5 protein-coding genes and 1 tRNA gene are annotated in these 16,756 nt (G+C 52.7%); all 6 read right to left on the bottom strand.

Going from position 1 to position 16,756, the window contains the following annotated elements:
- A partial coding sequence (locus ACIPUG_RS16135; protein ID WP_400339255.1) for an amino acid adenylation domain-containing protein occupies positions 1 to 8,358 on the bottom strand: 8,358 nt, incomplete at its 3' end.
- Between the two features lie 609 nt (positions 8,359 to 8,967).
- Positions 8,968 to 9,043 (bottom strand) — tRNA-Asn (locus tag ACIPUG_RS16130).
- A gap of 142 nt (positions 9,044 to 9,185) precedes the next feature.
- Positions 9,186 to 10,448 carry an MFS transporter gene (locus ACIPUG_RS16125; RefSeq protein ID WP_039287614.1) on the bottom strand — a complete coding sequence of 421 codons (1,263 nt, stop codon included), beginning with the start codon at positions 10,446 to 10,448 and terminating at the stop codon, positions 9,186 to 9,188.
- 328 nt (positions 10,449 to 10,776) lie between these two features.
- Positions 10,777 to 13,908 carry a beta-galactosidase gene (locus ACIPUG_RS16120; protein ID WP_400339253.1) on the bottom strand — a complete coding sequence of 1,044 codons (3,132 nt, stop codon included), beginning with the start codon at positions 13,906 to 13,908 and terminating at the stop codon, positions 10,777 to 10,779.
- Positions 13,909 to 14,237: 329 nt separating this feature from the next.
- Positions 14,238 to 15,314 (bottom strand): LacI family DNA-binding transcriptional regulator, encoded by a 1,077-nt coding sequence (locus ACIPUG_RS16115; RefSeq protein ID WP_205546231.1) that lies wholly within the window; start codon positions 15,312 to 15,314, stop codon positions 14,238 to 14,240.
- Positions 15,315 to 15,696: 382 nt separating this feature from the next.
- Positions 15,697 to 16,755 carry a ferric ABC transporter ATP-binding protein gene (gene fbpC / locus ACIPUG_RS16110; RefSeq protein ID WP_174435808.1) on the bottom strand — a complete coding sequence of 353 codons (1,059 nt, stop codon included), beginning with the start codon at positions 16,753 to 16,755 and terminating at the stop codon, positions 15,697 to 15,699.
- Between the last annotated feature and the right edge of the window lies 1 nt (position 16,756).

Genomic DNA, 16,756 nt, shown 5'->3' with positions numbered 1-16,756 from the left:
GCTGTTCATGACGCCCTTGGGTTTACCGGTGGAGCCGGAGGTGTAGATGACGTAGGCCAGATGGTGGGCGTCGAGTCCGGCGATGTTGGGGTTGTCCTCACTCAGGTGGCTGAAGTCGGCGGTATCGAGCAGGATGAGCGGGAGAGCCCCGGTCTGAAGCTCGTGGCGGCCGGCCTGGGTGAGCAGGGCGACGGGTGCGGCATCGTCGAGCATGTAGGCGAGACGCTCGGCAGGGTAGCCGGGGTCGAGCGGGACATAGGCGGCCCCGGCCTTGAGAATGCCGAGGAGGCCGATGACCATGTCGAGAGAGCGCTCGACGCAAATGGCGACGCGGTCATCGGGTTTGACGCCGAGTGAAAGCAGGTGGTGCGCGAGCTGGTTGGCACGGCGGTTGAGTGCGTCATAGGTGAGGTGCAGGTCTTCAAAGAGGACGGCGATGGCCTCGGGCGTGCGGACGGCCTGGTCTTCAACGAGCTGATGGATAAGCGCATCCTGCGGGAAGTCGGCGTCGGTGGCATTGAAGTCGACCATGACCTGCCGGCGCTCGGCCTCCGGTAGCATGGGCAGGGTGGCGACAGGCTGTGCCACATCGTTGGCCATCGCGATCAACACATTTCGTAGATAGCCTCTGAGACGCACAATCGTCTCGCGATCAAACAGGTCGGTGGAATAGATCAGCCCACCTTCTAAACTGCGTTCAGTTTCGGTCAGGGAGAGCGTCAGATCAAAGTGGGTACTACGCTGTGGGCGCTCAATGGCAGAAAGTTCCAGACCGGGCAGCGTCAAGGCCTGCATCGGGGTATTATTCAGCGACAGCATCACCTGGAAAATAGGGCTGTAACTGAGGCTGCGAGCGGGTTGCAGGGTTTCCACCACTTGTTCAAAAGGCAGATCCTGATAGGTGTAAGCGGCAATCGCCCGTTCGCGAATTTGGGTAAAGAGATCGCCAACCGTCTGGCACTGGCTGGGAGTAATCCGCAGAGCCAGCGTGTTGACGAAAAAGCCGATCAGCCCTTCCGTTTCGCTGTGTTTACGGTTAGCGAGTGGTGTACCGACAACGATATCGCCCTGACCGCTGAGGCGGGACAGCACCACACTCCATACGGCCAGCAGCGTCATAAATAGGGTTGTCCCCTGCTGGCGACATAATGTTTTCAACGCTGCCAGTTCTTCGGGCTCGAGGCTGACGGGGAGAATGTTGCCTTCATAGCGTTGTACTGAGGGACGAGGCCGATCGGTAGGAATTTCCAGCAGAGCAGGCGCGCCCTGTAGCTGGTTACGCCAGAAATCACGCAGGTCGTTGAGTGTCTCGCCCTGCAACCACTGACGCTGCCAGACGGTATAATCGGCGTACTGAACCGGCAATGGCGGTAAGTTCGCATCGCTACCATCCAGCGCAGCCTGATACAGTGCTGCCAGTTCGCTTGCCAGAATGCCGATAGACCAGCCGTCGGAAATGATGTGGTGCATAGTGAGCAGCATCACATGGGTGTTGTCATCCAACTGCAGCAACTGGCCGCGGATTAGCGGCCCTTCCGTCAAATTGAAGGGGGCACGCGACTCCTGAGCGGCCAATTCAGATACGCGCTGTGCGCGGGTCGCATCGTCCAATGCGCGCAGATCGAGACAGGATAAGTTGAAGCCAATGGTGGCCGGGTCAATTTTCTGGCAGGGCTGACCGTTGAATGAGATAAAGCGGGTACGCAGGCTTTCGTGACGGGCGACTAGTCCGTCAAGCGCGGTGATGAACGCTTTCCTATCGAACCGTCCAATAAGGCGCAGCGCAGCGGGCAGGTTATAGGCTCGGCTGGCTGTTGGTTCGAGCTGGATAAGGAACCACAGCCGCTGCTGAGAAAACGAGAGCGGTAGCGGTTGGCTGCGATCGGCAAGCGGGATGGCCGTGACCGCAATCGTTGACGTATTGGTAAGCTCTTGTGCGAGATCGCTGAGCACGGGGTTGGCGAAAATTTTCTGTACCTGAAGGTCCAGACCCAGCATTTGACGTACACGTGTGACACATTGTACGGCGAGTATCGAATGACCGCCGAGTTCGAAAAAGTGGTCATGACGCCCGATGCGATCCAGTCCCAGTAAATTTTGCCATATTTCAGTCAATGCCATTTCCAGCTCACCGACAGGGGCTTCGTAGCCTCGGCTGGCGATCGCTGATTGCTCTGGCATCGGTAGGGCTTTACGGTCGAGTTTACCGTTCGGCGTGAGCGGGAAGGTATCAAGGGCGACAAAGGCACTGGGTATCATGTACTCGGCCAGATGAAGGGCGAGTTCTTTGCGTAATACAGAAGGGACAATTCCAGCTCCGGGCTGTGCGGTGAGGTAAGCTACCAGACGGGTATCGCCCGGGTTGTCTTCACGGGCAATGACCAGCGCTTCCTGCACGCCGTGGCACTGCAGCAGTCGGGCTTCAATCTCACCCGGCTCGATGCGGAAACCACGTACCTTAATCTGGAAATCGTTGCGGCCGAGGTATTCGATATTACCGTCAGGCAGCCAGCGGCCGAGGTCACCAGTCTTGTAGAGCCGGGCGTCTGTCGAACCGGAGAACGGGTCGGCAATAAAGCGCTCGGCGGTGAGGTCGGGACGGTGGAGGTAGCCGCGGGCGACGCCGGCCCCGCCGATGTAGAGTTCACCGGCGACGCCGACCGGAGCGGGCTGGCCTTTCGCATCGAGAATATAGATGCGGGTATTGGCAATGGGCCGGCCAATGGGGACGCTGTCGGTGAGTGAATTGGGCGTACGGGCATCAAAAGTGATACAGCCGACGACGGTTTCGGTGGGGCCGTATTCGTTGATGATGCGGGAGCCGGAAGAGAGCGTCTGCCAGAGTGCGACGGTGGCAGAGGACAGCGCTTCGCCGCCGACGACAAAGAGCAGATCCGGGCAGGCCCGGTGTGCAGACTGTAGCTCCTGACCGAGCGCGGTAAGGTGCGTCGGTGTGATTTTGACCAGCGTACCGGGTTGAGCATCAATCAGCGCAGGCAGTAACTCGGTGAGCTCCTGCCCGTCGTGGATAAGCCGCATGCTGCCGCCGCACAGGAGAGGCAGATAGAGGCTGGTGACGGTGGCATCAAAGGCGACAGGAGAGGAGACGATACTGTCGAGGGTGCCGGCTGTGGCGTAATCGTTGCGTGCCCAGAGGAGGTAGTTGCTGAGTCCGCGGTGTTCGACCATGACGCCTTTAGGTTTGCCGGTAGAGCCGGAGGTGTAAATGATGTAGGCGAGATGGTTGGCGTTCAATCCCTGAACCAGAGGATTGGTCTCCGGGCAGGCGTCGAAAAGGGCGGCGTTATCCAGCATCACGACTGGCAGCGTGTGGCGGAAAGCGTCACGCAGTGATGAGTGCGTCAGGAGCACAACCGGGGCGGCATCGTCGAGCATATAGGCGAGGCGTTCCGCCGGATAGGCGGGGTCCATCGGGACGTAGGCGGCCCCGGCTTTGAGGATACCGAGCAGACTGACCACCATGTCAGGGCTGCGTTCGAGGCAGAGGGCGACGCGGTCATCGGGTTTGACGCCGAGCGAAAGCAGATGGTGTGCCAGCCGGTTGGCCCGGCGGTTGAGTTCGTCATAAGTGACGTGCTGTTCTTCGAACACGACAGCGGTGGTATTAGGTGTCTGTGCAACCTGTGACTCAAAGAGTGAGTGAATCAGGGCATTATCGGGGAGGTCGGCATCGGTGGCGTTGAAATCGACCAGCACTTGTTGCCGTTCGCTATCGGGTAAAACAGACAGTGTCATAATCGGACGCTGTGGATCGTTTTCTAATACATCGATCAGAGTGCGTATCGCGGTTTCCAGATAGTGAGTAATACGGGCAGCATCGATTTCTGGGCTGGTTTGTGCAACCAGACAGAAGTTTGTACCGAAATCGTCTACCGATACGGTTAACGGATAATTGGTGCGCTCTGCCACTGTCAGTTGCCGTATACCCTGCCAGTTTCTACTGGCAGGGTCGTTGTTAATTGCATTGTGCTGGCTGTGACGGTAGTTCAAAAGCGTACTGAACAGCGGTAGTGGCGGCATGACGCCACTGCATCGTTGTGCCAGTGCTAGCGGCGTTTGTTCATGCTCCAGAAGTGAGATGAGGTCATCATAGGTTGAGCGGACGACATCAATTACGCTGCGGTTATTAAGGGAAATACGCAGCGGCAGCGTGTTAATAAACATCCCCATTATCCTGTCTGCGCCATCCATACCCTGTAAACGGCCGAGCAGAACAGAGCCAAACACCACATCATCACGATTACTAATGTGTGCCAGCACCTGGGCCCAGGCTACATGGAACAGGACGCTGGCGCTGACACCCAGTCGGTTTGCTTGCTTGCGTATCGTCAGTGCTAATGCAGGATCGAGATACTGCATGTTTTCGTCCATATTCTCGCTGTCGGTTTGTATATCGAGCAGACCAAAAGGCGCAGTGGGCTCCTCTACATCCGCTAACCGGGAACGGAAATACGCTTCATGAATGGACATAGGTACGCTTAAGATACGAGCGATAAAGTTACGGTAAGGCAGCGGTGTTGGCAGGTCATCATCATGCCCCCGCAAGATTGTGCGTATTTCTTCAATCATCAGTGAGAGTGTGATGTGGTCACTGACGAGATGATGGAGTCTTAGTGCCATTAACCACTCGTTGCTCGATGGATCGTAGACGATATCAGCGGCGAGCAACGGCGCCTGATTCAGATCGAGGCTGCGTGTCTGAGGGGAGATGTAAGCCCGTAATTGAGCGGCAATGTTCTCTGGCGATTCTGGCTCGAAAGTATTCACCGGCAGCGGCGCATGACGCCAGACTACCTGTACTGGCTGGCTCAGACCTTGCCAGCAGATCGCGGTACGAAGGATATCGTGGCGATCGATAACTTTTTGCAACGTGTTCAGAAAGATATCGAGACGTTCTCGGGTATCGAAGGCAACTAATAGGTCTAACTGGTAAATATCGCCCGTTTGCTGATATAGCCGATGAAAGAAAATGCCTTCCTGTAACGGGGCAAGTGGGTAGATATCTTGTACATTGGTGACGCCACCCGGCACCGTGCTGGTGATAGTGTCTATTTCAAATTGCGAAAGTGCGACCAGAGGCAACTGATCCGGTGTAATGGTGGTGCAATCCTGACGAATGAGGTTAGGAGGAATGACCAAAACCGCGTCGCCTTGGTGTACCTGTATCGCCCGTGCCATTTCATACAATACTGGTGATGAGAACGCGCTGCGAACATCGAGCGTTTTCCCTTGATTACGCAGCCGTTCAATCAGGCTAACCACCATTAGCGAGTGACCACCGAGTTCGAAGAAATGGTCATAGCGGCTAACGCGATCCACCCCCAACAACGCCTGCCAGATAGTGGCCAGCATCGTTTCCATTTCTCCCTGTGGGGCTTCGTAGTGGCGTGTGACCATCGCTGATTGATCGGGTTCGGGGAGCGCCTTGCGGTCGAGTTTACCGTTGGGCGTTAGCGGGAACGTATCTAGTGCGACAAAGGCACTGGGGATCATGTATTCCGCTAACCGTTGTGAGAGCTGTAAACGCAGGTCGGTCGGCGTCGGTTGAGTATCCGGCTGAGCCTGAAAATAGGCCACCAGACGTTTATCACCGGGTATATCTTCACGAACGATGACGACTGCTTCCTGAACCTCTGGGTGTTGCAGGAGGATTGACTCAATTTCACCGAGTTCAAGACGGAAGCCGCGCAGTTTGACTTGAAAATCATTACGTCCCAGATAGGCGATACTGCCGTCATATTGCCAGCGGCCAAGGTCGCCTGTCTTGTAAAGTCTGGCATCCTGCTCATCGACAAAAGGATTGGCAATAAAGCGCTCTGCGGATAGTTCTGGGCGATTGAGGTAGCCGCGTGCTACGCCAGCACCGCCAATGTAGATTTCTCCGATCGCACCGATAGGAACGGGTTGGCCCTGTGCATCCAGAATATATATCTTCGTATTGGTGAGAGGGCGACCGATAGTGGGAGTCGGTTGCGAGGTATCGATAAGGCAGGCGGTAGCGTCGACAGTACATTCTGTCGGGCCATACACGTTGATAAATCGGGTCTTGGTAAGCTGCTGCAAGCGGGACCAGACCCCCTGTGAAATGGCATCTCCGCCGATTAAAACTTGTGCAGGCTGATAGTCAGGATCGGTGCCGAGGCCAGCGTCCAGCAACCATTGCAGTTGGACAGGGGTGCAATCAAACAGATCCACGGCATGGTGGGAAAAATAGTGCCAGAGCTGTCGTGCATCGGTACGGATCGCCTCTGGGACGATCACGAGCGTGTGGCCTGACAGCATTTGGATCCAGTTTTTCACTGAGGCGTCAAACACAATGCTGGCATTAAGGGCGATGCGGTTGGGGCGCTCGAACGCTAGCAGCGTTTTCAGACTGGTGGCGAGGTGGAGCACGTTTCTGTGTGTGACCATTACCCCTTTGGGCTTACCGGTGGAACCGGAGGTATAAATCACATAGGCCAGATGTGTTGATGTGACACCCAGCGCCTGAGCGTCAGGATTCGAGGTGGGGTAAGCGTCAAATGTGTCCGTATCAAGCATGATTACCGGAATATCAGTGGTCTGGATTGCTATCTGGTCCGCTTGAGTCAGCAACGCCACAGGCTTGGCATCATTGATCATGTAGGCCAGTCGCTCAGTCGGATAAGTCGGATCGAGCGGCACATAAGCGGCACCCGATTTCAGTATCCCCATCAGGCCCACGACCATTTCCAGGCTGCGCTCGACACACAGCGCTACCCTGTCATCTGGCTTAATACCTAAAGTAAGCAGGCGGTGCGCTAACTGGTTCGCACGCCGATTGAGCTCCGCATAGCTGAGAGATTGTTCTTCAAAGATAACCGCGATGGCATCAGGTGTTTGTTCAACTTGTTGCTCGAAACGCTCATGTATCAAGGTGTGTTGCGGGAACTCGGCATCGGTGGCATTGAAATCCACAAGTATTTGCTGGCGTTCTGTTGGCGGCAGAATAGGGGCATTCTCAACCGCCATATCCAAAGAGGTAATGGCAGCATCAACCAGCAGGGCCAGACGTGACTGGATGGCTATTACGTCTTCACGACTCAGGTAGCGAGTATCGAAATTGAACTCTACGGTGACGGGGGTGTTTTTATCTTCAAAATCATACTGATAAATACTGATGGCGAGAGGGAACTGCGTCGCGCGATGTGGTGTCAGGAAGGTGGTGTCAGTCCCTTCCATATGTACGTTAAACTCAAACCATTCAAGTGATAACGTAATATCAAAAAGCTGAGCGCGACCTGTTTTTTGTCTGATTCGTGTGTTCTGATTAATTTCTGTGATGGGTAAGCGTTGGTGTTTATAGCAACGGCGTAGTTCTGCCGCCACGTTACGCATGATATCAAGGAAAGAATCTTCTTTCTTAATACTCACGCCGATAGGAATGACGGACGAAAACATCCCTATTGTATTCTTTTGTTTTGCATTTCTACGATTATGAATCGGAATGCCAATGACAATGTCTTCTGTTTCTGTCGTGCGGGAAAAATAACAGGCCAGAATGGCGTACATAAAATGGAGAACCGAGAGCCCTTGCTCCGCCGCAATATTTTCAATTTTATGAAAATGCTCGTTTTTTAATTGCCAAAGATGAGGAGCAGGAAGCTCACTGGTAAATTCCTGACCTTGGCTTAAGAGGGGAATCAGTGCTGGCGGTAGAGTGCTATAACGATCCAACCAGAATTTCAGGTCAGATTGATAATGTCTGGAATCAAGATAAATCAAATCCTCAGCGATGTAATCAAGGTAGGCTGGAGCGATTTCGCCTGCATTATCGCTTTTTTTCAATTGGTTGTAGGTAGCGACAAGTTTATTGACCAGTAATTTCAAACTCCATCCATCGGCTATCAGATGATGGCAGCAGAATTGCCAATAGCGGTGTGTATCGCTGACCCTCAAAAGATCGGAAGACCATAGCTTTCCACGGAGATCAAACGGACGCATAAATGTAGCGTGGATATGCTGTTGTGCTCGTTCCTCAGCGTCATCATAGTGAGAAAAATCGTACACGTTTATTGATGTAGAGAAGGCATCCGTCAGCGCCTGTAAGGGGAGACCGTGAGTGTGAATTAACTGCAAATGTAATGCATCATGACGCGAGACAAGCATTTCAAAAGCCTGACTAAAAAGCGTTTCATCCAGATGTTCATCGATACGCAGCCATGTACCAATGTTGTAATTAGGTGAGTCTGGATTAAGCGTCTGATCGAGCCAGACAACCTGCTGAGTGGAACTAAGAGGTAACTTGTTAGAGTCGGAGGAATGGTCGCTATTTAAGACAGATGGGTTTTTCAGATAATTGTTTTGAATAGATGACATTGAGGCGCTCCAATTCTGATTCACTTAGGCTGTGTTTTTTACTAAGTTCGCATTCCAACTAAATTTTTTATGACTTCATTTGTCTGCTATTAATTAATTTAACTAATATTTTATTTTTGAGTATAGGTCGGCTAAGCGAAATGATTTCGCTCATTTATTTTGTGATAACATCATTAATTAAATGAATTTTATCTATTTAAAACCCAGTGTTGCAGGGCGGTTTTTTGAAGGTTTGGGTTAAATATAGACGTGGATTTTGGTTTATCAATTAAAAATATTAATTAATTGTCCAGGTGAAAAAGTAATATGCAAAAATGTTAATCATCACGATGGATGTCATGACTTGTCTGGGGCATGGAGAATCATGCGAGTCGGAGAGAGTAGAAGGTTTAACAGAAGGCTCGAAGCTGCAGATTTTGGCATCGTTAAGAGACATTTGGGGGTCACTCCGTCATCGAACCAGCGTGACCCCAAATCTGACCACCAAATTCTCCCGATGCAGAAGGAAAACAGAATGCGCACCGGAAAGATTTTGCACGTGAAGGTATTGAATAAGATGATAAAAACAAAAATCCCGCTTAAGTTTCCTTAAGCGGGATTTTCTAAATTTGGCTCCTCTGACTGGACTCGAACCAGTGACATACGGATTAACAGTCCGCCGTTCTACCGACTGAACTACAGAGGAATCGTGTGAACGGGGCGCATGATAACGGCGTGTGTCGCGCATGTCAAAGGCGTAAACCACAAAATTGCACTGTTCGGTGAGAGAATGTGCAATCTGCCGATATTTTTGGCAAATACCGGCATTTTATTGCGTCCTGTCATCGCTAGAGGGTATTCAGCGGCGCTTTCTGTTTATCGGAAAACGCATACAGCGGCCCTTTTCCTGACAGCGTAAATAGGGATATCGCGGTAAAGGAGAGGGCAATGCCGCCTAAAATCAGGTAAGTGCCATGAAAACCGATGCTGTCATACATATTGCCAGCAAAGAGTGACATGAAAATGATCGATACCTGTTTAAAGAAGCAGAAGCACACCAGATAAATTGTCGCGGAAAAGCGGACTTCAAAGACCGTAGTAATGTATTTGAAGCAGCCAACAATCAGGAACGGCACTTCAAACATGTGCAGCGTTTTCAGCACAATTACTTCCAGCACGGAACTGGCAAAGGCCGAACCAATAATGCGCACGGACATAATCGTCCCAGCGATGAGCAGGGCATTTTTACCGCCGATACGGTTCACAATCAGCGGTGCGAAAAACATGATGGTGGCATTGAGCAATTCACCCAGTGTGGTGACGTAGCCAAATACTCGCGTTCCTTCTTGTCGGGTCTCGAAAAACGAGGTGAAGAAGTTGGCAAACTGCTGATCAAACACATCATAGGTGCACGACACGCCGACGACATAGAGCGTCAGGAACCAGATTTTGCGTTCTTTTAGCAGTTCGGCTGCCATTTTTAGGTTGAACGGTTTCTGGTTGGAGCCTACCTGATCGGCAACGAGAGCGCTGGAGGAGGCCTCTGGTTTTGCCAGCAGCAACAGGATAGCGAGGATGATGGCACAACCTGAACCCAGCCAGAAAACAAACTGGTTATTGATGGTAAACATAATACCGACGATAGACGCACAGAGCGCCCAGCCGAGACAGCCGAACAGACGCGCACGGCCAAATTCAAACTGGCTACGGCGGCTGACTTTCTCGATATAGGCTTCAATGGCCGGTGCACCGCCGTTGTTGATGAACCCTAGGTACATCCCGCCGACGATAGAACCTAAAACGATATTGTATTTTAGTAATGGGCCGAAAACATAAATGAAGAACGGAGCAAAAAACACCAGCATTATGGTAATAATCCATAGCAGGTGTTTTCTCAATCCTAATTTATCGGAGAGTAAGCCAAATATCGGTTGAAATAGCAGAGCGAAAAAAGAAATACAGGCGAAGATAATTCCCGTATCGCTTTTACTTATTTGGTTAATATCATGCAGCCAAATAGGGAAGAAGGGGAAGTAAGCCCCCATGATGAAGAAATAGAAAAAGAAAAACAGACCGAATATCCAGAAATTCCTATTATGTAGGTAGTACATGTTGCTTTCTCCGATATGCATAATATCCGCAACGTTTATTTTGACGTCGGATAGATACTTGCTGGATATAAACAGGGTGGAAAGAGGCGGTATACCCGTCATACTTCAAGCCGCAGGTGTGTTGGCTACGCTTAAATACTCGGCCCGTCGTGGGCCTCGCCCTAAGGGCCGCTGCGAGCAGCGTTCAAATCTGCTCCCGGCAGATTTGTCACCCGAATCACTTACTTGAGTAAGCTCATCGGGATGCCTTCTCTTGCCGCCTGCAACTCGAATTATTTAGGGTAGATACCCGCGCTCTTTCGTTGTTTTTTAATACTGTTTTTTCATATCAATACGGCTGGTGATGCTGCATGGCGACGCGATAGTGATAATGCGTCGCCGTGAGTAAATCATCGCGATGAACGCTAGGGCTCCAGGAGTCATCGCCGCCAATTCCCATGTGGAAGCCATCCAGATTGAGCCAGACGCCTTTTTCCTTTTCTAATAAATGATGGTGAGTGCACGTCATTAATTGTGTTAACCCGTAGCGGCTTAACCCAAAGTGGAAGTTTCCGGTGATGGTCCATTTGCCATACGTCAGCGTACGCGTATTGCAGCGCAGCCCGTTTTCCGTTGGGAAAATGTAAGGCGTGTGCAGGTCATCCAGCGGCAGATTCCAGTGGCCATGCTGTGCCGCGAGCTGTCGGTCTGGGTAATTTTCATGAGGCCCAAGCCCGACCCAACTGACCTGAGGCGCGATGTCGGCTAACTGGCAACTCAAGCCCACTCTGGCCAGTGACGGCAGCGTCGTGGCGACATCAACATCGACATCCACGGTCATCACGCCATGTGCGTCAATCTGCCAGCGCTTTCTACTCCGCAGCAGGATCTGTCCGGCATGGCGGAATATGTGCTCGGTGACAATGTGCACGGCATCGGCGAGTTGGTCAGCCCGAATCGCCACACACTGCGTCTGCAGTTGATAAAGTCCGGCCGATTTCCAACGTTCGGCCCAGGCGCGTGGATCGATGCGATCGACCTCGCTGATACCGATGTCGTTATCCAGCGGGGCCCGAACAAACTGATCCTGCAAAGGAGTTAACAGCGTTGGGGCATCCGCCGTCCACCACTGTTCCAGCCAGCCGCTCTGACGGTTAAAGCGCCAATGTTGTTCGCCCTGAACGATGTCAAAGTACGCATCGGACGATTGCAGAACGGGTGGTTTCCTCTGTCCAGAACTCGGTGCCTCTGGAAGATGAAGCGGTGCAGGAAGTTGCCACTGATCCCAGGCACAGCGGTGATTAGCTTCTGACCAGGCGGTGGCTTTAGGCTGTACAACTTCAACATTGAGCCAAAGCTCTCCTGTGCGATCGACTGTGGGAAGGGCTTCCAGCAGCGTCAGTGTCTGGGTAGTCTGCGGAGCGAGTGTCAGCGGTAACGAACCTTCTGCGAGCGTCTTATCATTCAGCGTAATGCACCAGTTCAACTGCTCGTTGTCCGTATGGCGAAACAGGTATTCGCTGGTGACACGCAGCTCACACGGCGACTCAGCCTGCCAGGCGAATTGAATGTGCTGCTGTGCCCGCTGGGCTTCATACAGGCTGGTATGCGGGGTGCGATCGGGAAAAAGCAGGCCGTCCAGACAGAACTGGCGATCGTTAGGCATGTCGCCAAAATCTCCGCCGTACGCCCAATAGGCATTGCCTTGTTCGTCGCGTCGGGTCAGTGCCTGATCGACCCAGTCCCAGATAAATCCGCCCTGTAATCGAGGATATTGACGGAATGCCTGCCAATAGCGTGCGAATCCCCCCAGACTGTTGCCCATCGCGTGTGCATACTCGCAGAGGATGAGAGGCCGATGCTCGTCTGGCATGCTGACCCATTTGGTGATCGACCATTTGGGGACGCTGGGGAAGGGCTGATCTTCATCAACGCGAGCGTACATTGGGCACACAATGTCGGTCGCACGGCTATTCGCGCCGCCGCCTTCGTAATGCACAGGGCGAGTCGGATCATGGCGTTTGATCCACTGGTAGAGCGCGTCATGGTTTGCGCCGTAGCCGGATTCGTTCCCCAATGACCAGATAATGATGCAGGGATGATTGCGGTCGCGCTGCACCATCCTTGAGACGCGTTCGCTGTAGGCTGGCAGCCAGGCGGGATCGTCCGACAAACGATTCATCGGCTGCATGCCGTGTGTTTCAATGTTCGCTTCATCCACAACATACAGGCCGTAGCGATCGCACAGCCGATACCACAGTGGATGGTTGGGATAATGTGAGCAGCGTACGGCGTTAAAGTTATGCTGCTTCATCAGCATAATATCGCGCCGCATTGTGTCTTCATCCATGACCTGACCGTGCTGCGGATGGTGTTCGTGACGGTTAACCCCGCGGATCAGCAGCGGTTGACCGTTCAGCAGCAGCAGGCCGCTGCGGATTTCAACTTTTCTGAAACCGACATCATAGGCTTCCGCTTCGACTAGCTCGCCTTCTGCCGTTTCCAGTGCGATAACAGCACGATATAGATTCGGCAGTTCGGCGCTCCACAGGTCGGGCTGTGGCACGTCGATGCGGAGAAAAGATTTGTCATGATAGGCACCGCGTTCATCAACAATATTGCTGCCGAATGCCTGCCGCGTACCACCGATGAGCTTATTACCACGCCAAAGCTGTGCGTGGACGCGATGGTTTTTGGCCTCAGCTTCAGAGAGTGTTGCCTTCACCTGAATATCCAGCGTGCCGTGGCGGAAATCGTCGCTGAGCGGTGTAGTGAGCTGGATATCGCTGAGGTGAACCGCTGGTTTATGCAGAAGGGTGACGTCGCGAAAAATGCCGCTCATACGCCACATGTCCTGATCTTCCAGATAGCTGCCGTCAGACCAGCGTAGCACCATCACCGCCAGCCGATTCTCGCCGGTTGTCAGATAGCGGCCGATATCAAACTCCGCAGGCAGGCGACTATCCTGTGAATATCCTACCCAGTGGCCGTTACACCAGAGATAAAACGCGGAGTTAACGCCATCAAAAATAATCCGGGTTTGTCCGCGACTGATCCAGTCGTGATTGACTTTAAAAGTGAGCGAGTAACAACCTGTAGGATTGTCTTCTGGCACATAGGGTGGGTTGACGGGGATCGGGTATTTTACGTTGGTGTAAATCGGGGTGTCATAGCCCTGTAGTTGCCAATTGGCAGGCACCGGAATGGTATCTGAGTCAGGCAGATCCTGCTGTAACCAGCTTTCCGGTACGGCTTCCGGGCGGGTGAAATAACTAAACGTCCATTCACCATTCAGGCGGCGAAGCCGTTGAGAAGGCTCATCTTGCTGTGCAGCAGCCACGCTGCGCCAGCTGTTGAACGGTGGGTGAGCGGGGAGCCGCTGATAGTGAGTACAGGCTGGATTTTCCCAATCACGCCGGGCAAGGATCTCTTGCAATGTGGCGCGATGGCGTGCTGGATACGGTAAAACGGTATCGCTCATGATGGCTTGGCTCCTGAACGTCTTGAGTCTGTTTCTGTGATTGGGTAGTGAAATTGTTATCCGCTCACAATTGCTGTTGCTCATAACATATCGACTCGTCAGGGCGAGTAAAGTGGAACGTGACAATAAAGTGGAAGCGATCACAAAGATCGTTTGTAAAATGAGTGGCGATACATCGAACTTGGAAAGCGCTACGCAAGAAATCAACGAGAGATGATAAATAACTTATTGTTTATCATCTTATTTTGTTAGGGTTGTGCATCGGTGGTGAAAAAAGTGCTGTTGTGTAAAGGGTTACAAGTCGTGTAAGGGGTTACAAACATAAAGGGTTACAGCCTTTGTAGCTGACGTGTAATGTCCAACAGGTTTTTGGTGAGTTCTTGCAGGGAGGCATGGGTTGATGAATGTACGGCGGTGCTATGGCGTACGATCAGTTCGGTGGGTAACAGCAGTGATGTGCTCTGGGTAGGATCGCGCAGCGTGGCGAGCAAACGAGTGACGCCTTCTTTACCTAATAGCCTGAAATCCTGGCGAATGGTTGTCAGTGGCGGAGTGTAATACGCGCTGTCCTGGGTATCGTCAAAACCGATCACTGACATCTGCTCCGGTACGCGCAGGCCATACTCGTGCAGCGCACGCAGGACGCCAAGCGCCATTTGATCGTTCGCGACAACAATGGCGGAGACGCGCAGGGATTCTCCCAACAGGGCCAGCGTCTGGTGATAACCGGATGCGGCGCTCCAGTCACCGTGTAGCACTGAAGCGGGGGTGAGCTGCTGTTTTTCCAGCTCGGCTAGCCAGCCTTCATAACGCAGACGGGCGGAGATCGACGTCATTGGTCCGGTCAACAGGGCGATGTGTTGATGCCCCAGCTGTACCAGATGCGTGATGGCTAAGCGTGCGCCGTGATCGGGGTCGAACATGACGTTGAGTATGTCGGTATGCGGATCGGCATCCATAAACAGGACGGGGGTGTCTGCACAGGTCTGGCTAATGTGGGCGACTTCATCCGTGGATAGCGGAACATTCACGATAACGCCGCTGACACGCTGAGAAAGCAGGTCGTTAACGGCATTATTGCAGGTGTTGACATCCGGGCTGCTCAGCATGGACATCACGATGTTAATCCCTAGCTGACTGGCGGTGGCCTTAATCGCTGCGGCAATTTGCGAAGGCGCGTGCAGTGACAGATCGGTAGTGACCAGCCCCAGCGTGGTGATGGTTTTTCCTGCCAGCTGCTGTGCAACGCGATTTGGCGTGTAGTTAAGCGCCGCCATCGCCTGTTCCACTTTACTGCGAGTACGGGATGACACATGAGGTGCTTGATTCAGCACGCGGGAAACCGTCTGATAGGAAACCCCTGCGTACTCGGCGACATCGTTTAAGGTTATGGGTTTCTGTTTCATAGCGGCTATTCCGTGCGTGATTCCATGCGTAAAAGAGCATCATCATAACAAATCGCACAGGGAATCCGTAACAGGCGTATGTATTCCGACACAATCAAAATAGACCGAAGAGAAACTGAGGTTCGTAGGCGTTTTTAGATGTTTGTAAAAAGTAAAACTGGGAACTGACACTAACGTTCAGACTGATAACAAACCTATGTGCAGAATTAAAACGGGAGTAACGGAATAGAAGAGTAAAGCGTTTGCGCCATGGATGGCGCAATCCGAGCGTACAGGGATGTATTTACAGCGTCTTTACGATCTATCCGTTACTACCGCTCGACGACCTTTGTCCTCAAACCGGGAGCAAGCGCTCCCAGTTTGAGGGATGGTTACTTGATGTTTACTGCTCGGACAACACAAACATGCCGTAAGGGTGGATTTGCAGATAGTAGCTGTCGCCCGGATTCGGCTGAAGCTGGGTTGCGTTAACCTGCAACAGCATCGACTGTCCGTGCCAGTCCACCTGCACTTCGTACTGCGGCCCCATGTAGGCGACCTGCGTGATGGTGCAGCGCTGGCTTTCGTCACCCTGATGGCTGAGCGTAATGGCTTCCGGGCGAATACCGACGGTCGATTCGCTTAAGCCGGCGGCAAAGCCCTGCGGACGAGGAATGAGGTAGCCGTAGATGTTCACGCTGTCTGCCGTGAAGGTGGCAGGGAAAATGTTGGCATCTCCCATAAAGCTGGCCATGAAGCGGGAAGCCGGCTGGCGATAAAGCTCCTGCGGCGCACCCAACTGCATGATTTTGCCTTTGTTCATCACGAGAACCATGTCGGATACCGCGAAGGCTTCACTCTGATCGTGCGTAACATACAGCGAGGTGATGTTGAACTGCTGCTGAAGCTCACGGATTTTCTCACGCATGCTGCGGCGCAGGTTAGCATCAAGGTTACTCAGCGGCTCATCGAACAGCAGGACTTTAGGTTTGAGGATCAGCGCACGCGCCAGAGCGACACGCTGCTGCTGTCCACCAGAAATCTGGTCGACGTAGCGATCTTCAAATCCTGCCAGGTCGACCAGCGCCAGCGCTTCTTTTACGCGCTGATTGATTTCAGCCTTCGGGCGACCGAGCATTTTCAGCCCGTAGCCGATGTTTTCCCCCAGCGACATATGTGGGAAGAGAGCGTAAGACTGGAACACCATACAGATATCGCGCTGTTGAATGGAGCGCTCGGTGACGTCTTCGCCATCGATAAAAATCTGGCCTTCTGTCGGTTTTTCCAATCCGGCAACGGCCCTAAGTACCGTGGTTTTACCGCAGCCTGATGGCCCCAGCAGCGTGACCATTTTTCCCTGTGGGATCGCCAGATTCAAATCATCAATGACGGTGTTGTTGCCGAAACGTTTAGTGATGTGCTTCAGTTCGACAAAGCTTTTTTCAGTATTCAAGGTAATCACT

The sequence above is a fragment of the Pectobacterium sp. CHL-2024 genome, from assembly GCF_044751765.1.
Lineage (GTDB): Bacteria > Pseudomonadota > Gammaproteobacteria > Enterobacterales > Enterobacteriaceae > Pectobacterium > Pectobacterium brasiliense.
The sequence above is the reverse complement of the archived record's forward strand: the minus strand, read 5'-3'. Positions and strand labels throughout refer to the sequence as shown.

Bases quoted from the DNA above. Each gene is read 5' to 3' on its own strand.
- ACIPUG_RS16125 (WP_039287614.1), bottom strand. From the start codon at position 10,448: ATGTACTACCTACATAATAGGAATTTCTGGATATTCGGTCTGTTTTTC.
- ACIPUG_RS16120 (WP_400339253.1), bottom strand. From the start codon at position 13,908: ATGAGCGATACCGTTTTACCGTATCCAGCACGCCATCGCGCCACATTG.
- ACIPUG_RS16115 (WP_205546231.1), bottom strand. From the start codon at position 15,314: ATGAAACAGAAACCCATAACCTTAAACGATGTCGCCGAGTACGCAGGG.